This window comes from Veillonella absiana (genome assembly GCF_032970865.1).
Classification (GTDB): domain Bacteria; phylum Bacillota; class Negativicutes; order Veillonellales; family Veillonellaceae; genus Veillonella; species Veillonella absiana.
Genome location: NZ_JAWJZB010000009.1, coordinates 57366 through 82207 on the forward strand (window position 1 = coordinate 57366; position 24842 = coordinate 82207).

General features: G+C 41.9%; 28 protein-coding genes, 6 tRNA genes and 2 pseudogenes. 3 read left to right on the plus strand and 33 right to left on the minus strand.

From position 1 onward, the window contains the following. Window positions 1–144 precede the first annotated feature (144 nt). A complete protein-coding gene (rpsD, locus tag RVY80_RS08150; protein ID WP_295193762.1) occupies window positions 145–732 on the plus strand; it encodes a 30S ribosomal protein S4 in 588 nt (195 codons plus the stop codon). Between the two features lie 141 nt (window positions 733–873). Here the strand turns inward: rpsD and RVY80_RS08155 are convergent, their stop codons facing one another. After that, window positions 874–1020 carry a hypothetical protein gene (locus RVY80_RS08155; protein WP_295193760.1) on the minus strand — a complete coding sequence of 49 codons (147 nt, stop codon included), beginning with the start codon at window positions 1018–1020 and terminating at the stop codon, window positions 874–876. 43 nt (window positions 1021–1063) lie between these two features. Between RVY80_RS08155 and RVY80_RS08160 the strand changes: the two are divergent. Beyond that, window positions 1064–1177, plus strand: a pseudogene (locus tag RVY80_RS08160) (YnfA family protein); the annotation flags it as partial. 170 nt (window positions 1178–1347) lie between these two features. On the opposite strand, the gene panB reads toward RVY80_RS08160, so the two are convergent. The 13 genes from panB to RVY80_RS08225 form a co-directional block, all read right to left on the minus strand. Next, a complete protein-coding gene (gene panB / locus RVY80_RS08165) occupies window positions 1348–2172 on the minus strand; it encodes a 3-methyl-2-oxobutanoate hydroxymethyltransferase (RefSeq protein WP_295187702.1) in 825 nt (274 codons plus the stop codon). A 395-nt stretch (window positions 2173–2567) separates the two neighbouring features. Continuing rightward, window positions 2568–2643: transfer RNA gene (locus tag RVY80_RS08170), tRNA-Val, on the minus strand. Window positions 2644–2647: 4 nt separating this feature from the next. Continuing rightward, window positions 2648–2722 (minus strand) — tRNA-Glu (locus tag RVY80_RS08175). A gap of 7 nt (window positions 2723–2729) precedes the next feature. After that, window positions 2730–2805 (minus strand) — tRNA-Lys (locus RVY80_RS08180). 5 nt (window positions 2806–2810) lie between these two features. Continuing rightward, a tRNA-Gln gene (locus tag RVY80_RS08185) sits at window positions 2811–2885 on the minus strand. Between the two features lie 34 nt (window positions 2886–2919). Continuing rightward, a tRNA-Asn gene (locus RVY80_RS08190) sits at window positions 2920–2995 on the minus strand. A 5-nt stretch (window positions 2996–3000) separates the two neighbouring features. Further along, window positions 3001–3075 (minus strand) — tRNA-Gly (locus RVY80_RS08195). Between the two features lie 300 nt (window positions 3076–3375). Continuing rightward, window positions 3376–4263 (minus strand): nickel pincer cofactor biosynthesis protein LarC, encoded by an 888-nt coding sequence (gene larC, locus RVY80_RS08200; RefSeq protein ID WP_317330197.1) that lies wholly within the window; start codon window positions 4261–4263, stop codon window positions 3376–3378. Window positions 4264–4395: 132 nt separating this feature from the next. Further along, window positions 4396–5463 (minus strand): nicotinate-nucleotide--dimethylbenzimidazole phosphoribosyltransferase, encoded by a 1068-nt coding sequence (locus tag RVY80_RS08205; protein ID WP_295187696.1) that lies wholly within the window; start codon window positions 5461–5463, stop codon window positions 4396–4398. Continuing rightward, the gene (locus RVY80_RS08210) at window positions 5460–6497 is read right to left on the minus strand and encodes a nicotinate-nucleotide--dimethylbenzimidazole phosphoribosyltransferase (protein WP_317330198.1); all 1038 of its coding nucleotides are present in this window, start codon (window positions 6495–6497) and stop codon (window positions 5460–5462) included. The genes RVY80_RS08205 and RVY80_RS08210 overlap by 4 nt, the downstream gene beginning before the upstream one ends. A 186-nt stretch (window positions 6498–6683) precedes the next feature. Then, window positions 6684–7580, minus strand: coding sequence for a prephenate dehydrogenase (locus tag RVY80_RS08215; protein ID WP_317330199.1), 897 nt, complete (start codon window positions 7578–7580; stop codon window positions 6684–6686). Window positions 7581–7608: 28 nt separating this feature from the next. After that, window positions 7609–8952 (minus strand): MATE family efflux transporter, encoded by a 1344-nt coding sequence (locus RVY80_RS08220; RefSeq protein WP_317330200.1) that lies wholly within the window; start codon window positions 8950–8952, stop codon window positions 7609–7611. A gap of 235 nt (window positions 8953–9187) precedes the next feature. After that, window positions 9188–9694: a hypothetical protein gene (locus RVY80_RS08225; RefSeq protein ID WP_317330201.1), complete on the minus strand. Its 507-nt coding sequence runs from the start codon at window positions 9692–9694 to the stop codon at window positions 9188–9190. Window positions 9695–9973: 279 nt separating this feature from the next. Between RVY80_RS08225 and RVY80_RS08230 the strand changes: the two genes are divergently transcribed. After that, window positions 9974–10921, plus strand: a complete 948-nt coding sequence (locus RVY80_RS08230) for a LysR family transcriptional regulator (protein ID WP_317330202.1) — start codon at window positions 9974–9976, stop codon at window positions 10919–10921. Window positions 10922–11015: 94 nt separating this feature from the next. On the opposite strand, the gene RVY80_RS08235 is transcribed toward RVY80_RS08230, so the two are convergent. From RVY80_RS08235 to rplR, 19 genes and pseudogenes are all read right to left on the minus strand, one after another. After that, the gene (locus tag RVY80_RS08235; protein WP_317330203.1) at window positions 11016–11888 is read right to left on the minus strand and encodes a 2-oxoacid:ferredoxin oxidoreductase subunit beta; all 873 of its coding nucleotides are present in this window, start codon (window positions 11886–11888) and stop codon (window positions 11016–11018) included. Between the two features lies 1 nt (window position 11889). Beyond that, the gene (locus RVY80_RS08240; protein WP_317330204.1) at window positions 11890–13641 is read right to left on the minus strand and encodes a 2-oxoacid:acceptor oxidoreductase subunit alpha; all 1752 of its coding nucleotides are present in this window, start codon (window positions 13639–13641) and stop codon (window positions 11890–11892) included. A gap of 345 nt (window positions 13642–13986) precedes the next feature. Further along, window positions 13987–14772: a tRNA pseudouridine(38-40) synthase TruA gene (gene truA / locus RVY80_RS08245; protein WP_295187672.1), complete on the minus strand. Its 786-nt coding sequence runs from the start codon at window positions 14770–14772 to the stop codon at window positions 13987–13989. Then, on the minus strand, window positions 14769–15569 hold the full coding sequence (locus RVY80_RS08250; protein ID WP_295187669.1) for an energy-coupling factor transporter transmembrane component T family protein: 801 nt from the start codon (window positions 15567–15569) through the stop codon (window positions 14769–14771). The genes truA and RVY80_RS08250 overlap by 4 nt, the downstream gene beginning before the upstream one ends. Window positions 15570–15726: 157 nt before the next feature. Beyond that, a pseudogene (locus tag RVY80_RS08255) lies at window positions 15727–16566 on the minus strand (energy-coupling factor transporter ATPase); the annotation flags it as partial. Then, a complete protein-coding gene (locus RVY80_RS08260) occupies window positions 16557–17399 on the minus strand; it encodes an energy-coupling factor transporter ATPase (protein ID WP_317330205.1) in 843 nt (280 codons plus the stop codon). The gene RVY80_RS08260 and the pseudogene RVY80_RS08255, both read right to left, overlap by 10 nt. Window positions 17400–18055: 656 nt before the next feature. Then, entirely contained in the window at window positions 18056–18391 is a 336-nt protein-coding gene (gene rplQ / locus RVY80_RS08265; RefSeq protein WP_295187663.1) for a 50S ribosomal protein L17, read from the minus strand. A 12-nt stretch (window positions 18392–18403) separates the two neighbouring features. Next, on the minus strand, window positions 18404–19396 hold the full coding sequence (locus RVY80_RS08270) for a DNA-directed RNA polymerase subunit alpha (RefSeq protein WP_317330206.1): 993 nt from the start codon (window positions 19394–19396) through the stop codon (window positions 18404–18406). A gap of 80 nt (window positions 19397–19476) precedes the next feature. Beyond that, entirely contained in the window at window positions 19477–19866 is a 390-nt protein-coding gene (gene rpsK, locus RVY80_RS08275; protein WP_295187657.1) for a 30S ribosomal protein S11, read from the minus strand. A gap of 19 nt (window positions 19867–19885) precedes the next feature. Then, window positions 19886–20254 (minus strand): 30S ribosomal protein S13, encoded by a 369-nt coding sequence (rpsM, locus tag RVY80_RS08280; RefSeq protein ID WP_295187655.1) that lies wholly within the window; start codon window positions 20252–20254, stop codon window positions 19886–19888. 22 nt (window positions 20255–20276) lie between these two features. After that, window positions 20277–20390 carry a 50S ribosomal protein L36 gene (rpmJ, locus tag RVY80_RS08285; protein WP_007391661.1) on the minus strand — a complete coding sequence of 38 codons (114 nt, stop codon included), beginning with the start codon at window positions 20388–20390 and terminating at the stop codon, window positions 20277–20279. Between the two features lie 26 nt (window positions 20391–20416). Further along, entirely contained in the window at window positions 20417–20635 is a 219-nt protein-coding gene (gene infA / locus RVY80_RS08290; protein WP_295187652.1) for a translation initiation factor IF-1, read from the minus strand. A 22-nt stretch (window positions 20636–20657) separates the two neighbouring features. Beyond that, the gene (gene map, locus RVY80_RS08295; protein WP_317330208.1) at window positions 20658–21428 is read right to left on the minus strand and encodes a type I methionyl aminopeptidase; all 771 of its coding nucleotides are present in this window, start codon (window positions 21426–21428) and stop codon (window positions 20658–20660) included. Window positions 21429–21430: 2 nt separating this feature from the next. Next, on the minus strand, window positions 21431–21994 hold the full coding sequence (locus tag RVY80_RS08300; RefSeq protein ID WP_295187648.1) for an adenylate kinase: 564 nt from the start codon (window positions 21992–21994) through the stop codon (window positions 21431–21433). Between the two features lie 11 nt (window positions 21995–22005). After that, complete coding sequence (gene secY, locus RVY80_RS08305) at window positions 22006–23268, minus strand: preprotein translocase subunit SecY (protein ID WP_317330210.1); 1263 nt, start codon at window positions 23266–23268, stop codon at window positions 22006–22008. Between the two features lies 1 nt (window position 23269). Then, entirely contained in the window at window positions 23270–23713 is a 444-nt protein-coding gene (rplO, locus tag RVY80_RS08310; RefSeq protein ID WP_317330211.1) for a 50S ribosomal protein L15, read from the minus strand. Window positions 23714–23735: 22 nt separating this feature from the next. Then, on the minus strand, window positions 23736–23915 hold the full coding sequence (gene rpmD / locus RVY80_RS08315; RefSeq protein ID WP_295187641.1) for a 50S ribosomal protein L30: 180 nt from the start codon (window positions 23913–23915) through the stop codon (window positions 23736–23738). Window positions 23916–23929: 14 nt separating this feature from the next. Continuing rightward, window positions 23930–24433 carry a 30S ribosomal protein S5 gene (gene rpsE, locus RVY80_RS08320; protein WP_295187638.1) on the minus strand — a complete coding sequence of 168 codons (504 nt, stop codon included), beginning with the start codon at window positions 24431–24433 and terminating at the stop codon, window positions 23930–23932. Window positions 24434–24451: 18 nt separating this feature from the next. Beyond that, a complete protein-coding gene (rplR, locus tag RVY80_RS08325; RefSeq protein WP_295187635.1) occupies window positions 24452–24832 on the minus strand; it encodes a 50S ribosomal protein L18 in 381 nt (126 codons plus the stop codon). Window positions 24833–24842 lie beyond the last annotated feature (10 nt).

Below are 24842 nucleotides of genomic sequence, written 5' to 3' on the forward strand. Positions count from 1 at the left end.
AAATTTAGACATTAAATAAATCTAATAAAATAAATCTAATAAAATAAATCTAATAAAATTTGACAGTTTCTACGCTTCCATGATAAGATATTTCAGTACCATTTTACGGTACAGTCTTATATTTTATACGAGGTGATATAACACATGGCAACGAGAAGAGAAGCTCGATTCAAATTATGTCGTCGCTTTGGTGTGAACGTATTCGGTCACGCAAAAGCCTTGAATCGCGTTAAAAAAGACCAACGTCAGAAAAAAATGTCTGAGTATGGCACACAATTATTAGAAAAACAAAAAGTTAAAGCATACTACAACTTGCTAGAACGCCAGTTCGTACGCTACTATGATAAAGCGAAAAAAATGCAAGGCATCACTGGTCAAAACATGTTGATTCTTTTAGAATCCCGTCTTGACAACCTTGTATACCGCATCGGCTTCGGTAACTCCATTCGTCAATCCCGTCAAATGGTAAACCATGGTCACGTTTTGGTTAACGGCCGTCGTGTAGATATTCCTTCCTACAGCTGCAAACCAGGCGATGTAATCGAACTTCGTGAAGCTTCCCGCGACAACGAAATGTTCAAAGTGAACTTCCAAGAACTTCGTTCTTTCGAACTTCCTTACATCGAAAAAGATCTTGAAAACTTCAAAGGTACATTCACTCGCCTTCCAGCTCGTGAAGAACTTCCAATTGAAGTTAACGAAACACTTATCGTCGAATTGTACTCCAAATAATTCGAGATACTACGGAGAACACGTATTTTATACGGTTCTCCGTTTTTTATTTGCCTTAAAATGTAGCCACCGCAAAATATAAACACTACTAAGCACGAATCAGCAATGAAATCCATATGCCCATGACTTCAGCTCGTAGGTTTATCTTATTATCCCTCGTTTCATTAATATCCATACCAGAGCAGCACCAGTAACAAAGGCCTTAATCGCCTCTTTATCAAACTCTATTAAACTTATTATGCATATAGCTAATATTACAATTACTATATCTTTCCACATTACTTTCATATCTGTATCTCCTTTGTTATAATGAAAGTATCAGAAAAGCCCGCTCTCCATCCTTTGGGGTTGGCTCATCGATGGCATTCACCCCGATACCTACGACATCATCGGTGGCATCGTATCACTAATCGGTGTCTATATCATCATGTACGCTCCAAGATAAAATAATTGACCAAAGACATCCTTAAAAGGAATTCTTTCAATGTCAGATCTAGCAAGTCTAATATCAAAGAATTCCTATTCATGGATGTCTTTTGTATTTTCAAGTCTATATTTGTTTTAATTTAGTCTACACATCTATAGTACACACGACTACAGGCCTTATGTATATCATTAATATAAGCGCTCTAATTCCTGACTACCCTTAAAACTATGTTCTATCGTCGGAAATTCATTTGCTTTCACCGCATCACAATAATCCATAATCCCATTCTTGATTTGCGTACCAATGTCACCAAAACGTTTTACAAATTTTGGTTGAAACCCTTCAAACATACCTAACGCATCTTGATACACTAGTACCTGTCCATCGGTATCAACTCCAGCACCAATACCTATCGTCGGTATAGCAATTTCATCCGTAATCCTCTTGGCTAAACCACGTGGTACACATTCTAAGACAAGAGCAAATGCACCGGCCTCTTCTAAGGCATTCGCATCAGCCAGTATTTGTTCTGCTTGCTCAACTGTGTTTCCCTGTACTTTAAAACCGCCAAAGGCGTGTACTGATTGTGGCGTTAATCCAAGATGACCCATCACTGGAATTCCTGAGTTCACAATAGCGCGAACTTGATTAAGAACACTAGATCCACCTTCCAATTTTACCGCTTGAGCGTGAGCCTCTCGCATCAATCGCCCCGCATTTCTCACAGCCTCCTCAACAGAAATGTGATAACTCAAAAATGGCATGTCCACCACTACCAAGGCATCTCGCGTCCCTTTAGCGACAGCTGCACCATGATGAATCATATCCTCCATGGTCACCGACACCGTGTCTTCATACCCTAGCATCACCATTCCTAGCGAATCACCTACGAGTAGGCAATTAACTCCGGTCTGATCAAGCAGCTTGGCCATTGAATAATCATAGGCCGTAATCATGGTGATTTTCTCACCACGTCGTTTCTGATCTTGCAATGTTACAATTGTGTTTTTCATACAGTATCCTCCTATTTGGTAGAATCCGTTGAATACGACAAAGCTCGCATTCCACCACATATTTTAGAACACTCGATACTAACTGTCTATACCCCTTATAATGAAAGTTTGACATAACTCATCTCGCCTGTGGGCCACCCCACAGGCTGTCCGGCAAGCCCCTCGATGGGGCCTGCCGGGCCCCGCGTGCCTCAAACACTTTTTAGTAAATAACCCCATCCATATAGTTTTTCAGTGACATTCGGCACTGCCGTCAGGAACAAAAAACTATATGGATGGGGTTTTAGTAAAATCTCCTAGCAAAAACATTCGGCTTTGCCGTCCGGAGCAAGGGAACCTAGTGGGCCTTTCACACAACAAAAAAAGAGAACATCTTGAAGATGTTCTCTTAAATCTGGTGGACGATGACAGGATCGAACTGCCGACATCCTGCTTGTAAGGCAGGCGCTCTCCCAGCTGAGCTAATCGTCCATGTTGGTGACCCGTCCGGGAATCGAACCCGGGATACCGCCGTGAAAGGGCGGTGTCTTAACCGCTTGACCAACGGGCCGTGTAATTGGTGACTCACCCGCGACTCGAACGCGGGACACCCTGATTAAAAGTCAGGTGCTCTGCCAACTGAGCTAGTGAGTCATGTTTGGCAGGGGTAAAAGGATTCGAACCTTTGAATGACGGAGTCAGAGTCCGTTGCCTTACCGCTTGGCGACACCCCTATGAAGGAGTAGCCGTTTGGCCGCAAATAAAAAATGGCTCCTCGAGTAGGACTCGAACCTACGACCGATCGGTTAACAGCCGATTGCTCTACCAACTGAGCTATCGAGGAATGTATGGAGCGGGAAACGAGATTCGAACTCGCGACCCCCGCCTTGGCAAGGCGGTGCTCTACCGCTGAGCTATTCCCGCATACACAACTGTTTAATAGTGTAGCACCATTTCCAGTCACTGTCAAGGCCTTTGTTATTTGCTCCCGACTGCTTTATTATAATAACAAATCATACATGTAGTGTCAACACTTTTTTACAAACTTTTTGCATAAATTACACATAAACAGAAAATAGTGCGGTATAACTGATGTAATTATACAAATTCATCTGTATACCAGCACTATATTCATTTAGAAAATTATTTTTTCTATTATGCCCAGATATATGATTCTAGATTACCAATAGATATTCAATCAGAAATCTATATGTCTTACTTGTATTATACTTCTTCAATGGCAACAGCCAATACATTTGGAATTTCTAGTTCCATAGAACCAACGCCAATACCAAACTTCTGGCTCTCCATAATTTTAGAACGCACTTCTTCTAGCTCCATAAATGGATCAGACCATGCGCCTACTGTTTTTACAATGGTAGCACCTGTCGGGGTAACTAGTTCGCCTTCAATATCCGTTTGAAAATACGGAATTTCAGCCAATAACGCTTCCGTAGCAGGTGTCGGGATATCCATGATACCATGAGCGCATTGAACCTTGCCCTGGCCCACATGTAGTGGCGAAAATACCACTTCATCAATACCATGGAACTCAAGACCGATCATAGTACCTACGATATCTATGATGCAATCAATGGCCCCTACTTCGTGAAAGTGCACTTCTTCCAAGTTGGAATTATGTACCTTCGCCTCTGCTAGGCCCAAATTCAAGAATGCTTCAATAGATTTTTCTTTCACCCAAGGAGACAATTTACTCTTTTCAATAATTTCTTTAATTTCTGTAAAACCGCGATGTTCATGATGATGCTCATGTGTATCATGGTCAGCATGTGTATCGTGTTCATCATTATCTCTGTGCTCGGCACCATCAACATGGTGTCCATGCTCTTCACTTCCATCATGTTGGTCGTCATGTTCACCCACATGATGTTCGTCATGGTGATGATGATCGTAGTGCAGTAATTCTACATTAAAATACGTTCCAGGGATACCATTTTTCACCTGTTGTTCATCGATGAGTTTGTACCCATCAAGGTTCAATTTTGCCAAATGAGCACGTAGGTAAGACGGCGACATGCCCAAATTAATAAGAGCCCCCACCATCATGTTACCGCTGATACCAGATGCACATAATCCATATAATCGTTTCATAATTATCCTTTCAACAGATTGGCCGGTCGAGCCGAGCCACTTAATCCAATAGAGTGGTGTTAGAATATCCGCACAAAACGGAATTTCAACACCACTCTAATTATAACATGCATACCAGCCTGTTTAATGTACTTAATTTTTATTCACCTGACGCTCGTTGCCAGGACCATTTTCAGCAGCATGTACATCTGCCTCAACAAATGTTTTCATATCGTTTAACATATGCATAGATGCATCGATGAGTGAAAGCCCCATCGTAGCACCAAGGCCTTCGTCAATATTGAGACCATAATGCAAATATGGTTTCACACCTAAATAACGGCATTGTGCTTGATGAATGAGTTCATCATACACAGACGATGGAAACACATACTCCCGCACTAGTGGATTAACGGCTTGTGCGGCCAGCACAGCTGCACCCGTTATAGCATTATCAAATACGACAACCATACGATGGCTAGCAGCACCTAACACAAAGCCTGTTAATACAGAAATATCAATACCACCTGCAACATGCAAGAGATGCTCAATATTATCTGTGCTCACGTCAAAAGGATCCACAAAGGAATGGATATGTGTGGCACGTTGTGCCACCGTCGGACCACAATCGGTTTCCGCCAAGACACTCTCGTACGTATCGCCAGTAATGGTCGCTGTTACCACGAGAGCATCTAGGAGAGACCGTTCCCCTACATTACCAAGGGCTACTGCTTGTACTCCCTCTTCGTGCATTTTGTCCGCATAGGCAAAGCCTAATTCAATAGCTCGAGCGGTTGCTTCCTCAGATAACGTTGGTGCTACGCCAAAGAAATGGGAACCATTACGAATTTTCGCTTGTTCAATGTATTCCAAATGAGATGTATCAGATTCAAGTCCCGCATCAACAACATGAACGGTAGCATTCAACTTAAATCCTGCCCCCTGTGTGGCTGTGGTACCTGCATTAAAACGTTCGATGATAGGGAAACTTTCACTACCGTGTTGGAAATTTTGAGGACCATCCACCAAATGATCAGCGCCCACAACGAATATACCATATTTCAAATTCGCTGGCTGTGGCGTTTCCAAAATACCCGCAATACGTTCAGCCATCGCCTCTAGCTGTGCCAAGCTGTAAATTGGTTTCGTTAAATTATCGATACGAAGTCGGCAAGCCTCCATGGCCTCCTTGTCTAATGGTGCAATGTTAAATTGTCTCATTGTTGACCTCCTCGTAATGCGATGTACATATGAACAGCTAAGTCGAGCATCCCCATTTGAACGGAGCCACCAGAGGCTTCACCAAGACATAGTCCTAAGTCCACATACGCAGACAGGCCTAGATTTTCTAGAGAGGCCTTAGCTGCTTTTTCAGCCGACAAATGCGAGGCCATCACATACTCTAAGCTGGCCGGCACAAGATTTTTCGCTACCAATGCGCAAGCACTCGTATTGAACCCATCGATGATAACTAAAGATTTTGTCGCTGCCGCACCTAAAATTACTCCTACGATACAAGCAAATTCAAAGCCCCCTACAGAGGCCAAAATACCCAAACCATCATTTTTATCGATGTGTTCATATTTTACCAACGTATCATGAATGATGCGTTGTTTTACTTTCAATCGTTCGTCGGAAATATTACTGCCTCGGCCAGTTGCTTCCTCAGCAGTGAGGCCTGCAAATTTAGCCGTCATTAACGCGCTAGATGTCGTATTGGCAATACCCATTTCGCCAACGAGGAACACATTATATCCTTGTGCCACCTTTTCTTGGACCAATGCAATACCTACCTCGATACCTTCAATGGCCTGTTCACGCGTCATAGCCGGTTCTTCTAGGAAATTCTTTGTCGCCATACCTAGTTTATGAGATCGCAAACCAGGCACCCAAGACATATCGGCGGCAATGCCCATGTCTAGGATTTCCATGTCGGCACCACAATAGTTAGCCAATGCATTTGCACCGGCACCTTTGGGAATCAAATAGTTCTGCGTCATCCCCACCGTTGTTTCCATTGGGTATGCACTAACCCCCATGCGCGCCACCCCATGGTCTGCAGAGGCAATGACCATACAAGGTTTTGGAATGGATACCTCCACCTGCTCCGTCGCTGCCGCATATTGTGCCACTACAGACACCAAACGACCGTAACCACTAGCCGAACTAGCCTCATCCCAGCGTTCTGCAACTATATGTTCAATCTCTTTATTTCTCTCTACAATGGACTGACAGGTATCTTGAAATAATTCCATGTGACCTCCTTAATGTATCGAATTAACGACAAGAATAATGGTGAAAGTCTCGTCTCTCACCGAATCGTTCAACTAATCTATCAACCTAATATATACTACTTGGCCCTAGCGTAACAGCATCGGGCCCAGTCTTTCAATTATGAATTTTCGGCAGTTATAAATCTAATAAAGTCAGACATCGATATTCTATTCTAGATTAGCATCATTAACCTGACCAGTCAAATATGGCAAGCGCTCGCGTATCTGTTTAGCACGGCCAAGATATTCCTCTATAGCTGCCCCATCATCATCACGAGCTAATAGTTGACGAACGTGGTTCACCTCTTGTTCCATCAACTCGAGAGACTGTAATACATTTTTGCGATTTCCAAAAATAATCTCCTTCCACATACTTGGCAAACCACCTGCGGTACGTGTGCTATCACGGAATCCGCCAGCAGATAAACGCATGCGGAACTCACCTAACTCATCGCCACCAACCACTACGGTCATAATAGAGGCCATCAAATGTGGCATATGACTCACCATGGCTAAAAATGCATCGTGATCTTTCATTTGTACTCGTTCAATACGAGAGCCAATGGATTGCCCCATATTGGCTAATTCATCAGCCACTGCCGCATCATAGCATGATGCCTCAGGATCATCGAGAACAATCCATCCCATCTTTTGGAATAAATCCTTCGTAACCACCTCATAGCCGCCCTTTTCAGAGCCCGCCATGGGATGGGTAGATACAAAAATAACCCCGTCTGGAATATGCTGATATACAGATGCCACAAAATCATCCTTCGCACTAGACACATCGGTTACAATTTGTCCTGATGTAAATAAATGCGCCTTTTCAGCAAAAAATTTTGCATTCGTTTCTGGTGGTAATGCAAATACTACGATGTCAGATTCACGAATCACGTCATCTACATTTGTCCACGCTTTACTGACTGCTTTATCAGCTAAAGCCATATCACAAATTTCTTGACGCCTCGCATACCCTACTACCTCATAGTCTGTGTAGGCCTTTAATGCCAACGCTAGCGAACCGCCTAATAAACCTAACCCTATGATGCCTACAGTTTTACTCATGTTCTTCTCTTTCCTCTATAAAAATTTATTACTCAATAAGTCGTTTATTTTTCCATTTGCCACTTTGCCAACGATAAATAAATAATAATCCTCGTAAAATTTCATCTGTCGCCATGGCAATCCAAATACCTATTAACCCCCACCCCCAATGGATGCCCAATAGGTAGGAAAACGGAACTGCGCAGAGCCACATTCCAAAGATGCCAACTAGCATTGGTGTGCGTATATCGCCAGCAGCCTGCAAACAGCCAACCATAACGATGTTTACGGCTCGGCCTAATTCGAGGAATATTTCCACAAATAACACCTTATGTGCTAGCTCTAGCACTTCTGAATCCGTTGTAAATATGGATAGCACTGGCGTGCTGAATATGTAGAAAAATATGGCTAGCCCCACGTTGATGCAGATAGCCAGCACCATAGATTCCCACACGCGCTTGGTGACCTCCTCTTGGCGTTTGGCGCCCATGAGGAATCCTACGATAACTTGCGATGCATTGCTAAGCGCAATCGTATATACATAGCACAACATGGCAATGATATACACATAGACCTTCGTGTTGATAACGGCAAGGCCCAATATATTGACCATCTTCATAATCGTCGTCTGTGAAAGCTGATATGATAGCGTTTCCCCGCCCGATGGTACACTGATATTCAAGATTTGTTTCAATGTAGATTTTGGGAACGGACGTAGATAGGAAGTATTTGCTTTCACCGTCAACAATGTTCTAAACAAGTAAATAATGATGCCTAGGCCCACCAGTTTGCTGAGCCAAGTGGATATGGATACACCAAATACGCCAAGGCTCGGGATTGGGCCGGCACCGAAGATGAATACATAGTTCGTCGCGATATGAATGATGTTCATCACTAACGCCACATACATGGTGACACGCGTCAACGAATGTCCACGGAAAACGGCCACAAATGTGTAATACAATGCCTGTATGGGCAATCCAGCGGCCACGATGGACGTATAGAGCGTCGTATCATGCATGATTTCCGGCGGTACACCAAGCCAAGTGAATATCCATTGATCACAAGTGATATAAAATACGGAGGCCACCGAACTGAACACAAAGCTGAACGCCAGTGCGACGGAGCACACCTCGGATAATTTTGATTGATTACGAGCGCCTAAATATTGAGCTATCAATATGGTCGTTGCCGTACTCATCACGATGATAAGCATAATAAATATATTTAAAATTTGATTGGCATTAGCCACAGCGGCCACAGACTCAGATGAATAATGACTCATCATGAGCTGATCAATATTACCGACCAGCATTTGTAAAAATACCTCGATAAATATGGGCCAACTAAGGGTCCAAATGGACAAGCTAATGCCCTTTTCATGTTGATGCATAGAGGCTCCTTAGTTTTACTACAATGGTTTAATTATAGCACATTAGGAGTATTTATGTAGGGTTATAGGGGGGTAATGCCAATTTGCTATCCTAAGTTATTTATACATACCTTCAGCAAAAAGGTACTATATAGTATTAAACAGCTAATATATACGTCAGAAAGGCCAGCTAGCAAACTAGCTGACCTTCCAGGACTACTTTATTATATAGAAACTTTTACAAGTTACTACCACATTATGCAACTTTTCGTTTTGTACGGAACACCGTCAAACCAACACCTAGGGCCACTAGCATAATCGCTGCACCAACACCTACAGTGAGAGACATACCAGTCATCAACCACAACGGTGTCAAACCTACAAAGGCATCTTTCCAAGACATCAATGTGGAGTATACACCATGAGTATCACCTGCATGGGATTGAGAATCTGGATCTACTGCACGAACTAGGGCTAAGCCTGTAGATGTATTACCAGTAGCTGCACCGAAAGCCATAACTGCTTTTTCAAACCATTCATCTTTACAGAAACGGCTAGCACAGAATAGGATCAATGGTACAGTTAATACTACTAATACAACAGAGTAGATAGCAATCGCTACTGCGTAAGAAGAAATAAATTCGATGTCAATTGTTGCCATAGCAGAGAAAATTACTAGTTCAAGTAAGAAACCACTTATTAAACTAATCATTTTCAAATCTACATATTTTTCCCATTTCATGAGTTGGATAAATTTCAACATAATGGCACCACCCACAACGCCATGAAGTACGCTAAGCCATTGTATCTGCAATATTAGAGGCTGGGATTTTGCTGAAAGCCTCAACTAATTTGGGATCTGGTAAATTACGTTTTAAATACACTCGATTTCCTACTGACATAATTACATCTCCTTAACATTTATGATTTTTCAGAATGTCACATTTGCGTTTTACTTATGATTGAATTGTAATATCCCTATAATAACAAAACAACGTCGTTTTTATTTAATTTTTAACAAAATATTTTTGTGAGGAAAATTATGAATCTACAAAGTTTATATTATTTCAGCGAACTTGCAAAAACGCTTCATATGACACAAACAGCAGAACGCTTATTTATTTCACAACAAAATCTGAGTAACCATATTCAACGACTAGAAAACTATTATGGGGTAAAACTATTTGAACGAAAACCTCGTCTACAGTTGACCTATGCTGGTGAACAAGTATTAGAATTTGCTAATATGATTAATCGTGAAAGCATCAACTTAACTAATATACTTTCAGAAATAAAAAACGAGGCTACCGGAACCATTCGATTCGGTGGTAGCCCTCTTAGAATCAACGCGATATTACCTCATTTATTATCTGAGTTTACACAACAATTCCCTCATGTAGAAATTCGAATTTCAGATGTACTTTCAAAAGAGCTAGAAAATAAAGTATTGAATTATGAAGTTGATTTTGCCGTAGTTACAGGTCATGAACCTCACCCAGAGTTAATCGATGTACCATTAATGGAGGAACCATTATATCTCTGCGTATCTAAAAAATTATTAGAAAAACATTTACCTGATACGTATGAAATGATAATTAAAAAATCTGCTAATGGCACTGATTTAAAAGATTTTGCAGACATACCATTTTGTATTTTAGAAAATCGTTTGGGTAAAATGATCGACCAAGTATTTAAGGATGCTAGCGTAATGCCAAAAGTATACAGCACCAGTATTCTCACCCAAATATCCACCGCTATTGGATTAAAAGGCGATGCTGCCTGTTTTGTTCCCCACCTAGGTCTTGCTAATATTATTGATCGACTACCACCAGATATGTACATCTTCCCTGTACTTTATAAAGGAAAGGTACTCGTACAAACTGTCAATCTAATTTGTCGTGCAAATCAGTATCATCCTGCCTTTGAAAAATTATTTATGGAACTGTTGAAAAAGCGCTACCAAGAAATTGCAGAATTAAAAATGAAATAATCCTGATATAAAAAAGCTCAGCGCGAACGGTGCACTGAGCTTTTTATTATATAACTTGTCTGCTTAAGGATTCGTTATGTTAGATATTCAATTATTATTTGAATTCGTTGCAAAGTTTATTGAACAACTCTGCATCTGGTTTAACCACGTCGTGTACTAATGCACGAGGATGTGGACCGCCGTTAGCGTTCGCCATTGCTTTTTCGAAGGACAAACGAGTAGTGTCTTGATATAACAAACCTGTTACCAAGCCGTCAGTTTCGCCTAATACTTTCAAAGCAGCGGCACGATCATGATGATCGAAACCTTCTGGCAATGCTTGCAAAGCATCTTTGAAGTAGTCATAACCATTGCGTTTATTGTATGTTACGCATGGGCTGAATACATTGATGAAAGCAAAACCATCGTGGTCCATAGCTTGACCGATAAGATCAACTAATTCTTTACGATTTGTCATGTAGGATTGAGCTACGAATGTAGCACCTGCTGCGATAGCAGTTTCACAGATGGACAATGGAGTTTCGAAAGAACCATGTGGAGACGTTTTTGTTACGAAACCTACGTCGGAACGAGGAGATGTTTGGCCTTTAGTCAAACCATATACATGGTTATCCATTACGATATATACCATGTTTACGTTACGTTTGAAGGCATGAATAGTATGCCCCATACCAATAGCGTACGCATCGCCGTCACCAGAACATGCGATAACATTTAGATCTTGGTTCGCTAATTTTACGCCTTGTGCGTAAGGAAGTGCACGACCATGAGTTGTATGTGCACCATAAGCATAGAAGTAACCACCAATACGGCTAGAACAACCAATACCGGAAATTACGGCTAAATCTTCAGGTTTGATATTTTTAGCAACCACTGCATCGGTGATAGCAGCTTGGACACCATAATGGCCGCAGCCTGGACACCAGTTAGGTCGAATATCATTTCTGTAATCATTCGCTGTTGTCATCTTATAGTACCTCCTTGATTGCATTTTTCACATAACTTTTTGTGAATGGATTACCGTCGTATTTCAAGCAGCTAGAAATTTTGGATTTTTTGTGCATGTTGATTTTGAACAAGTTAGTCAATTGACCAGTTGCATTATGTTCTACGATAACAACTTTTTTCGCTGCATCCATGAATGGTTGTAATTGTTTTGCAGGGAAAGGTTTAATCAAACGTAATTGCAAGTGGTTAACTTTAACGCCTTCAGCATCAAACTCAGCAACTGCTTCTTCGATAGCGCCACGGCTAGATGCCATGCCGATTACCAATACGTCAGCTTCATCGTATTTTGCATTATTCAAGAATGGTTCATAGTTGTCAGCTACAGTTTCCAATTTGCGGAAACGTTTGTCAGTTTGCGCAACGTGCATGGAAGGTGCTTCAGCTGGTTTACCTTCTTCATTATGTTCAAGGCCTGTAGACAAGAATAGACCATTTTTCATACCAGGAATTGTACGAGGGGAAATACCATCTTCAGTGATTTCAAAACGTTTGAAGTAGTTTGGTCTTTCCAATTCAGGAAGATCTTCTTGTTTCATCATTTTACCGCGGTTAATTGGCACGCGATTCATGTCAAAGGAAGAAACAGATTGTTTGTTCAAACCTTGTTGTAAATCAGGCATGAAAATAACTGGGCATTGGTACATTTCAGCTAGGTTGAAAGCTTTTTGAATTTCGTAGAAGCATTCTTCGATGCTTGTTGGAGAAATTACGATACCGGAATAATCGCCATGAGCATTGTAAACAGCTGCGTCAATATCAGATTGTTCAACTTTTGTAGCCATACCAGTGGATGGGCCAGAACGTTGTACGTCGATAACCACCATTGGCAATTCAGCCATAGATGCCATGGACAAGGATTCAGCCATCAAGCTAAGACCAGGGCCAGATGTACAAGTGAAACCACGTACACCTGCATAAACACCACCCATAGCAGTCATACAAGCTGCAATTTCGTCTTCTGTTTGTACAATAGTAGCACCTAATTTGTCCATGTTCTTAATCATGTATTCCATTACTTCAGATGCTGGAGTAATAGGATAAGATGCCATGAAACGAGAACCTGCTGCAATCGCACCTAATGCACATGCTTCGTTACCAAGTAAGAACATTTGGTCAACTTTTTCAGGAGCTGGTAATGTATCAATTTCTACATCGCCTTTACCAGCCATAACAAGTGCATGACCTTCTTCGAAGGCTGCAATATTTTTATCTACTACGTCTTGAGATTTTTTAGCGAATTTAGCAGAGATAGCCGCATGGAATGGAGCTTTATCAAAGCCAAGTAATGCTACAGACATACCCAAAGATACGATATTACGCATCATCAAGGAGCCTTGTTTCATAGCAGTTTCGGAAATAGGAAGAGATAGGCAATGTACTTTGCCACCTTCGTATTTGGAGAAGTCTGGATTTACTTTGCTGTCACAGATAATGTAACCGCCATCACGAACTTCACCGCCATGCATGTCAACAGTTTCTTGGTCCAATGCTACCAAGAAGTCGATACTTTCACCAATGGACATGATTTGTTTAAGCGCAATACGCAATGCAAAAGTAGTGTGACCACCTTTGATACGGGATGCGAATAAACGTTGGCTATATAAAGAATAGCCTTCTTTAGCAAGGATCGTAGCCATGATTTCGCCGCAGCTCTCGATACCTTCACCTTGTTGTCCACCCATTTTCCAGATAAAATCTTTACGTTGTTGCAAGAGATTCACCCTCCTTAGGATAAAAAAGAATGCTGACAAGTTGTAAATCTATAATATACTTACATGAGTCGTTTAGACTTGTCTTCGTTGTCATTGTAACACTTATAAGAATAAGTTTACAATGACGTTTTTCTATATAATGCATATAACAATATGTTATATGCATTTTTCCCTTTAAATATATGATTCATGCATTTTAATCATAGTAAAAATATTTTCTATAGTATAAAAAAATCGGTAGAATCCTCACTGGTTCTACCGATTATTATGGTATAGATAACAATATATTTTTGTCCTATAAACCTATAATATCTAATCAGATACTGTTGCATCAGTTTTTTTACATTACAGATTACTAAAGTACTCCACCTGCTCCTGCATCCGCTCTTGTGTAAAGAAGATTTCCTCCAGACACAATCCTTGAGGTGGTGCGGTTTTACCGATGAGCTTTCGAGCCTTGGCCTCCAAATAACCTGGAATAGCACTTGGTTCACGTCGATGCAATCCTACATCTACCAATAGGCCCGCAATATTACGCACCATATGGTACAAAAATCCATCACCGATAACGGAAATAATGACCTTAGGGCCAACTTTCACAATGCCGATGGCATAAATCGTTTTCACCGGATTGGCAGGCGTCGAATTCGACCCCTGCAATGTAGTAAAATCATGAGTACCCAACAATTCATGGGCACCCCGTTTCATCGCCCCAATATCTAACGGTTTCTTCACGTGATAATGAAAGCGCTGTGTCAATGGATCATCGATTTCTTCGTTATGAATGGTATACGTATATTCCTTACCATGAATTTTCCAGCGAGGCTTCCAGTCCATAGGAATTTCCTCCGCCTTTGTGACCACAATAGATCTTGGCATATGAGCAATCATAGCACGGGGAATATTTTCTACAGGAATATTACCTTCTGTGAAAAAAGTAACAACTTGGAATTTCGCATGCACCCCAGAATCTGTACGAGAGGCGCCGTAAATCGTAATAGGTTCATTACAGATTTTTGTAAGCGCTGCTTCAAGAGCGCCTTGCACCGTTGTGCCCCTCTCCTCGGGCTGACGTTGATATCCTACTAAATCGGTACCATCATAGGCCACGATTAATCGAATATTTCTCATGCCTGCCACCACATAAATGCCAACACTGCTGTTACGATGAGCACTGCTAGCACGCCGATATAATCGTATTTTGTAATAGCTAATTCTTTCATGCGAGTACGATTCACACCGCCGCGATAACAACGAGCCTCCATAGCAATGGCAAGCTCATCAGCACGACGGAAGGCACTGATAAACAATGGCACCAGTAAAGGTACCATATTTTTGGCACGTTGGATAATACTGCCTGTGACGAAATCGGCACCACGAGCAGATTGGGCTTTCATAATACGATCAGTTTCGTCCAATAGAGTCGGAATAAAACGCAATGCAATAGTCATCATCATCGCCAATTCATGAGCAGGCACACCAAATCTGCGCAATGGATTAAGTAAATGCTCAATGCCATCGGTCAATCGAATTGGTGATGTCGTATACGTCAATAGTGACGAGAACAAGATTAAAAATACGAGACGCGCCGCCATTTGTAGGCCCATCGCAATCCCTTGCTCAGAAATATGAATAAATTCGTAATCAAAGAAACTATCGCCAGGAGTCGTAAAAATATGAATCCCCATAGTGAAAGCGATAATCACCCATAATGGTTTAATGGCGGACCACATGAGATGTAACGGCAATCTTGATACGAGCATTGTCCCAATGGTGAAAGCCGCCACTACGCCATAGGCAGCAGGCGTTTTCGCCAAGAAAATAGCGATAACAAATATAGTGGTAGCAATAATTTTAGCACGTGGATCCATACGATGTAGTAAAGAATCCCCTGGGAAGTATTGTCCAATGGTAATATTATTTAACATTGTTTTTACCTCCTTTATCGCGAGTCTTACGCGCTGCGCCCTTAAAGGCAACGGTTGTAGTATTCTTAGAGGCACTAGGTTCTGTCGGCGCAACTGCTTCATTTACAGTCGTAGATGGATTCGTCTTAGCATCCTGTCTTGTCGCCTGTCCGGTGCTTTCAAAAATAGCATTCACAGCATCATCTACGGTAAGTACGCGATTTGTCACGTTAAGCCCCCGTTCACGAAGAGATTCCATCATGACAGATACCGGTGGCACGTCGACGCCCACGTTTTGCAATGTTTGACGGTGATTATTGAATATATCTAGCGGCACACCATCGAGCACAGCTTGGCCCTTATCCATTACGATAAGGCGATTCGCCATGCGAGAGATATCCTCCATATTGTGGGACACAAGGATTACGGTAATGCCCTTTTGTTTATGAAGTTTGATGATTTCCTCAAAGATTTCCTCACGGCCGAACGGATCGAGGCCTGCAGACGGTTCATCGAGAACAAGGTAATCTGGATTCATCGCCACAACGCCAGCAATAGCAACGCGACGCATTTGACCACCTGACAAATGGAACGGAGAACGTTCCGCATAGGTATTGTAATCAAGGCCCACAAATTTCATAGCCTCACGAACCCGTTTGTCCACCTCGTCCTCAGATAGCCCTAGATTTTTAGGTCCAAAGGCAATATCTTGAGCAATGGTTTCCTCGAACAATTGATGCTCAGGATACTGGAACACCATGCCCACCTTATGGCGCATTTGTTTTGCTTCATCCGTTTTACCGCTAATATCCACGCCATTCACGGTCACAGTACCAGTTGTTGGATGTAATAACCCATTTAAATGTTGTACCAATGTGGATTTGCCGGACCCAGTATGGCCGATAATACCCACGAATTCACCTTCCTCAATAGTGAGGTTGATAGTTTTCAATGCAGTTTTTTCAAAAGGCGTACCTGCGCCATAGGTATAGGTCACCTGATCTAATACTATCGGCATAGGGCATCTCCTAACTCTTGGTTCGTAATGACTTGGGGTAGTAATTTTACACCTTTTTTAGCCAGTTTCACAGCCACCTCGGCTGCCACTGGCACATCGAGGCCAAGATCCTTTAATGTTTCTACTTGGCTGAAAATCGTGTGAGGATCGCCCTCTTGTAATTTTTTGCCATTTTTCATCACCACAATACGGTCCGCCGTTACAGCCTCCTCCATAAAGTGCGTAATATACACGATGGTGATACCTTCCTCGCGATTGAGTTTATGTACCGTCTCAAGTACCTCTTGGCGACCTTTTGGATCGAGCATCGCCGTTGGTTCATCCAATACGATACAATCTGGTTTCATCGCCAATACCCCAGCTATAGCAATACGTTGTTTCTGTCCCCCAGAAAGTAAATGAGGCGCATGTTCTGCATAATCAGTCATATTTACCGCAGCCAATGCTTCATCAACGCGCTGACGAATCTCTACACTAGGTACCCCAAGATTCTCTGGTCCAAACGCCACATCCTCTTCGACCACCGCGGCTACAATCTGATTATCTGGATTTTGAAATACCATCCCAATGTGTTGGCGAATATCCCACACATTATCCTCGTCGGACGTATCCAAACCACAAACAGTGATGGTCCCTTCCGATGGCGTTAACAACACATTAAAATGCTTCGCCAACGTACTCTTACCACTACCATTCGTCCCAATGATGCACACGAACTCGCCCTTGTGAATATCTACACTCACATCATCCAGGGCCTTTACATCATTGCCATTCTCATCCATGTACACATGACTCATACGGTCCACATGTATCATGATTTCATTATTCTCCATTACACGCCTCATATCTTTCCGGTCAATTTCAATTTTTCGCGCTAGTTATTGTCTGGTTGACAATAACTAGTGTGAAAGTATTGATAACTGCTAATTTCTACGATATTTTTACTAGATGATTATAACAAATCTACGTAACAATTACTATAGTTTAAGGTGCGCTGGGTTACATTTTCTAGATAACGGTGAGGGAGGGGTCAAAGGCCCCAATTCTCACCTAGAACCGTAAATTAGATTCATTGCTGAATAAATGATTATAATCATCACCACTATATACTCGGGGTAATATTCCAATTCACTTCTATGCTTCTTAGACATTCCCCTTGACCGAATGTCGGATCACTAGAGCGTATACTCCAATCATCATTTCTACACCAACGCATCTAACCCCTAACAGACAATCTTCATATTCATAGTCTAATGCCCCGCCTTCAGACAACACCATCAATAGGTGCTCTATGTCCTATACCTCTACCATTGACGCTGCATGCACACCCCCTCCACGGAGTCAAGGTGAGGATATGCGCCTCTGTAGCTATTATCGGGGGTGGTGCAAACAGCGAGCACGAAAAAATCCCACATATAGTTTTCTCGCGACATTACGCCGAAGGCGTTCCGGAGCGAAAAACTATATGTGGGATTTTTCTTTCACTATCTTACACTAGCTCGATAATAGCTAAAGGTGCAGCGTCACCTTTACGAAGACCTGTTTTGATTACACGAGTATAACCGCCTTGGCGTTCGTTGTATTTCGGTGCAATTGTGTCAAATAATTTTTTAGTTACATCTTTATCCATAAGGTATGATTCAACTTGACGACGTGCGTGTAAATCACCACGTTTAGCCAAAGTAACCATCTGATCAGCTAATTTGCGAAGTTCTTTCGCTTTAGCTTCAGTAGTCTCGATACGCTCATGTTGGAAGAAAGATGTTAGCATTCCACGGAACAACGCTTTACGAGCGGAGCTATCGCGGCCTAATTTTCTGTACATTCGTCTTCCTCCTTATTCGCCGTTTTGCTTAAGTTGAAATCCTGCAGGATGATTTGTGAGTTTTTCCACAATTTCATCGATGGATTTTTTACCCAAGTTGCGAACTTTTCCTAAGTCATCAATGGTTTTGTCTAGCAAGTCTGCAATTGTGTTGATACCAGCACGTTTCAAGCAGTTATATGCACGAACAGATAATTCCAATTCATCAATGGAAATCTTAGCTGGACCGTCATCTTCTTGAACCTCTTGAGGTTCAGAGTCGATCACTTCAACTGGAGTACCTTCCAATTCAACAACATCAGCAGAATGCGCTAATTTAGTGAAGTTTCCTAAGTAGCCAATCATGATTGCTGCAGATTTAGCTATTGCGTCAGCAGCGGTAATAGAACCATCTGTCCAAACTTCTAATGTAAGTTTGTCAAAGTCCATTTCATTACCTACGCGGACATCGCTAACTTCATATTTTGCACGAAGAATTGGAGAGAAAATGGAATCGATTGGAATGCAACCAATTACATCTGTATCTTTTTTATTCTTCGTGGACGGAACATAGCCTTTACCACGTTCAATGCATACGTCCATCACAAGATGAGCTGTCTCATCCATCGTTGCAATTACGAGTTCTGGATTCAATACTTCCACTTCTGGTGGGAATTGAGTAGCCAAATCACCAGCAGTAAGTACACCATCCTTTTGGAAGTCAAAATGAACTTCCAATGGTAATTCTGTGTCTTCTTCAATGCGAATACACAATTGCTTCAAGTTAAGGATAATATCCGTCACATCTTCGCGAATACCAGGGATAGTAGAGAATTCATGTAGAACTCCGTCAATCTTGATAGAGGTGATAGCTGCCCCATCCAAGGATGAAAGCAAAATTCGACGTAAGCTATTACCAAGAGTGATGCCATAACCACGGTCTAATGGTTCACATACGAATTTACCATAGCGACCACCATCGGCGATGTCAACCTTCTCGATTTTAAGTTTCTTTTCTTCGCTCATCAGGAATATCCTCCTATAAAACATGTCTTATATAGTAATTATAGCATGACTGACCCCTATGGGGGCAGTCAATCTACAAATTATACACGACGACGTTTTGGAGGGCGACAACCATTGTGAGGAATTGGAGTAACGTCCTTAATGGAACTTACTTCAAGACCAGCCGCTTGCAATGCACGGATTGCAGCTTCACGACCAGATCCAGGGCCTTTTACAAATACTTCTACTGTACGAAGACCATGTTCCATAGCAGCTTTTGCAGCTTGTTCTGCTGCCATTTGAGCTGCGAATGGAGTGCTCTTACGAGAACCACGGAAGCCTAAACCACCAGCGGAAGCCCAAGATAGAGCATTACCGTTTGTATCAGTAAGAGTTACGATTGTGTTATTGAAAGTGGAGCGAATATGAGCCGCACCAGATTCAATATGTTTCTTTTCTTTTCTTTTTGTTCTTACAACTTTTTTAGCCACGCTTTATCCCTCCTTTATCTTATTTCTTTTTGCCTGCAATTGCTTTTCTAGGACCTTTGCGAGTACGTGCATTCGTTTTTGTACGTTGACCACGAAGTGGTAAACCCATACGATGACGTTTTCCGCGATAGGAGTTGATTTCGATTAAGCGTTTGATGTTAAGAGCTTCTTCACGACGAAGGTCACCCTCTACTTTGTAATCTGCATCAAGAATTTCACGAATTTTCGCTACTTCATCTTCAGAAAGATCACGAACACGAGTATCTGGATTAATCCCAGTTTTTGCAAGAATTTCATCTGCAAGTGTAGGACCGATACCGTAAATATAAGTTAAACCAATTTCCACACGTTTGTCACGTGGTAAATCTACACCGGCTATACGTGCCATCTATTCATCCACCTCCTATCAATTACCCTTGTTTTTGTTTATGTTTTGGATTTTCGCAAATAACCATTACGCGGCCTTTACGTTTAATAATTTTGCATTTTTCGCATATCTTCTTTACTGATGGTTTAACCTTCATTAGTACCTCCTTTGTGGACCCTATACTTATTTAAAGCGATAGGTGATGCGACCACGTTTTAAGTCGTATGGTGTCAGTTCCATAGTAACTTTATCACCAGGAAGAATACGGATAAAATTCATACGCATTTTACCTGACACATGAGCTAACACGATATGACCATTTTCCAATTGAACTTGGAACATGGCATTCGGTAATGCTTCAACAACCGTACCTTCCACCTCAATAACGTCTTCTTTTGACATATCTTTTCCTCCGGTTACCTTACTATTTAATCAAACGTGGTTCAGCACGCATGGTTAAAATGTGAGGGCCGTTTTCTGTAACAACCACTGTATGTTCGAAATGAGCAGCAGCTTTACCATCTGTGGTAACCGCTGTCCAGTCATCCCCTAACACACGAACCTTATGAGTCCCTAGTGTAATCATTGGTTCAATACAAAGTACCATACCAGGTTTTAACAAAGGACCATGACCCGGTTCTCCATAATTTGGAATTTGCGGATCTTCGTGCATTTCGCGGCCTAACCCATGACCAACAAAGTCTCGAACAACTCCGTAGCCATATTTCTCACAGTACGATTGAACAGCGTGTGAGATATCGCCGATGCGATTGCCCACTTTCACTTGTTCAATTCCCTTAAACAAACTTTCTTCCGTCACTTTCAACAATTTCATTACGTCAGGTTTAACGTGACCTACTGGAACTGTGATTGCCGAATCACCATGGTATCCATCAACAGATGACACAAGGTCAATACTGATGACATCACCATTTTTAAGCTTACGCTTGGCACTCGGAATACCGTGAACGACTTCCTCATTAACTGAAGCGCAGATTGTTGCAGGGAAACCGCAGTACCCTTTACAACTTGGTATACCACCGTGGCTGCGAATATATTCTTCGGCAATTGTATCTAACTCAAGTGTCGTAACACCTGGTTTAACCATATCGGCTAACATAGTTAACGTGTCGGCTGTAAGCTGACTTGCCTTGCGGATACATTCTATCTCATGGGGCGATTTCAAAATAATCATTATTATTTCTCCAACGCTTTAGTGATATCAGCAAATACTGTGTCTACATCTTGTAAACCATCGATTTCTTGATACAAACCGCTATTGCGATAGTAATCAATCAAAGGTTTAGTAGATTCTTCGTAGACAGCGAGACGTTTCTGTACTGTTTCAGGGTTATCATCAGCACGATTTTCAAGTTTAGCGCGTTCGCTAATACGTTTAACCAATTCCTCGGAAGGAACGTTTAAATTAAGTACAGCGTCAAGCGTAATACCTTGCTCTTTTAGGATTGCATCCAAGGACACAGCTTGTGCTGTTGTACGAGGGAATCCATCAAGAATAAATCCAGATTTGCAGTCATCTTGTAGCAAACGATCACGCACGATACCAACAGTTACACTGTCAGGAACGAGTTGACCGGCATCGATATATTTCTTAGCCTCAACTCCAAGTGGTGTTTCGTTCTTAATCGCAGCGCGGAACATATCACCAGTTGAAATTTGGGGAATACCGTATTTTTCAATTAGACGGACCGCTTGAGTGCCTTTACCGGCACCTGGAGGTCCCATTAATAAAATATACATACTATTTCTCCCTACTTCACAAAGCCTTTGTAATGGCGTGTTACCATGAGCGACTCAATCTGTTGCATTGTATCGAGCGCTACACCTACAACGATCAAAAGTGCTGTACCACCAAAGTATACGCCTTGGATGCCCGTAATCATACCTAAGAAATTAGGCAAGATTGCGATGAAAGCTAAGAATGCTGCACCACCTGTAGTGATTTTGGTCATCACGCTATCCACATAATCAGCAGTCGGTTTACCCGCACGAATACCAGGGATAAAACCACCGTATTTTTTCATGTTATCTGCCATCTCAATGATGTTGAAAGAAATTGCAGTATAGAAATAAGTAAAACCAAAGATCAAAATTGCATACAATACTGTTTGTAATGGAGTACCCCATGTAAATGCATCAGCAATCGTTTTAACCCAAGGGATATCGATAAATTGAGCAATGGTAACAGGGAACATCAAAATAGATGATGCAAAGATAATTGGAATCACACCTGCTTGGTTTACTTTCAACGGCAAGAAGGTAGAGTGACCACCGTACATTTTACGACCCACAACGCGTTTTGCGTATTGAATCGGAATACGACGTTGGCCTTGAGTTGCTGCTACAACCATGACGATCATAAGAACAGCAATCAAAGCAAATAAAATTGCTTGGAATACATTAATTGTACCAGTTTGCAAGTATTGGTAAATTGTTTGAATACCATCTGGTAAACGAGCTACGATACCAGCAAAGATAATCAAGGAAATACCATTACCGATGCCATAGGCAGTGATGCGCTCGCCAATCCACATCAACAAGCATGTACCTGCTGTGAGGATAATAGCGATTACGAATACACTGAATAAGCTGTTATTAACTAATGCTTGATTAGCACGTAGTGCATAAGCCATACCAAATGCTTGGACAAAGCCTAAGACTACAGTACCATATCGAGTCACTTTCGCGATTTTTTTACGGCCATCTTCGCCATCTTTGCCCCATGCTTCAAACATTGGAACAACTGGTGTCAATAACTGCATTATGATAGAAGCATTGATGTATGGTGTAATACTCATTGCGAAAATGGAAAATTTACTTAATGCGCCGCCGGCGAACAAGTCTAGCAAGCCAAACAAGTTACCAGAGGTAAATAAACTTTCGATAACAGATGCGTCAACCCCGGGAACAGGAATGTGAATGCCCGCTCTGAACACTGCAAACATAAGCAGCGTATAAAGGATTTTATTGCGGAGCTCTGTTATTTTAAAGATGTTCGAGAGGCTATCTAGCACCCTAGATCACCTCAACTTTTCCGCCTGCTGCTGTAATTTTTTCTTCAGCAGTTTTAGTGAAGCCGTTAGCGATAACAGTCAAGTTTTTTGTTTCCAAAGTACCGTTACCAAGGATACGGATACCATCGCGTACATTTTTCAAAATGCCAGCTTCAATAAGAGCAACTGGATCAACAGTAGCACCGTCTTCGAAACGGTTCAATTGAGCTACGTTAACTTCAGCGTATTCTTTAGCGAAAATGTTGTTGAAACCACGTTTTGGCAAACGACGATAAAGAGGCATTTGGCCGCCTTCAAAACCGGGGCGAACGCCACCGCCACTACGGGAGTTTTGGCCTTTTTGACCACGACCTGCTGTTTTACCTAGACCGGAACCAAGACCACGACCACGACGAGTACTAGTTTGTTTGGAACCAGCAGCTGGTTGTAATTCATGAAGTTTCATTCAGTGCACCTCCTTATCTCTATTAAATTTCTTCTACAGTTACTAAATGTCTAACTTTGTGAAGCATACCTTCGATTTGAGGTGTCACTTCTTTTACGACTTGAGAATTAGTTTTTTTCAAGCCAAGAGCTTTTACTGTCGCACGTTGATCTTCAGGGCGACCGATCAAGCTGCGTGTTAATGTTACTTTAACTTGTGCCATGTCTGTCTTCTCCCTTATGCGTTGTAAATTTCTTCTACAGTTTTGCCACGAAGAGCTGCTACGTCTTGAGCGCGTTTCAATTCGGACAAACCTTGGATTGTTGCACGAACCATGTTGTTAGGGTTAGAGGAACCAAGGGATTTCGTAAGGATGTTACGAACACCTACTAATTCCAATACCGCACGAACTGGGCCACCAGCGATTACGCCAGTACCTTCAGCAGCTGGTTTCAAGAATACGCGGCCTGCGCCGAATACACCTGTTACAGTGTGAGGGATTGTACCATTTTTAATTGCAACGTTAACAATATTTTTCTTAGCATCATCAATGCCTTTACGGATTGCTTCAGGAACTTCCGCAGCTTTACCTAAACCAACGCCTACATGACCATTGCCGTCACCAACAACAACCAATGCGCTGAAGGAAAAACGACGGCCGCCTTTTACTACTTTGGCAACGCGATTGATGAATACTACTCTTTCTTTAAGATCGAGAGTTGTATAGTCGATTCTCGCCATGTCTAAATTTTCCTCCTTTTAGAATTTTAAGCCTGCTTCACGAGCACCTTCTGCAAGGGCCGCAACACGACCATGGTAAATGTAACCACCACGGTCAAATACTACAGTATCAATTCCTTTAGCGATAGCTTTTTTAGCAACAGCTTCACCAACAGCTTTCGCTGCAGCTACGTTACCACCATAGGATAAGTTTAAATCTTTATCTAAAGAGCTAGCAGCTACCAATGTAGTACCTGCTACGTCGTCGATTACTTGAGCGTAAATGTTGCTCAAGCTACGGTATACGTTTAAACGTGGACGTGCAGCCGTACCGGAAATGTGACGGCGAAGACGAAGATGACGTTTTGCTCGAGCGATGTTTCTACTAGATTTACGAGGCAAGATATTCACTCCTTTCATATATTATGAC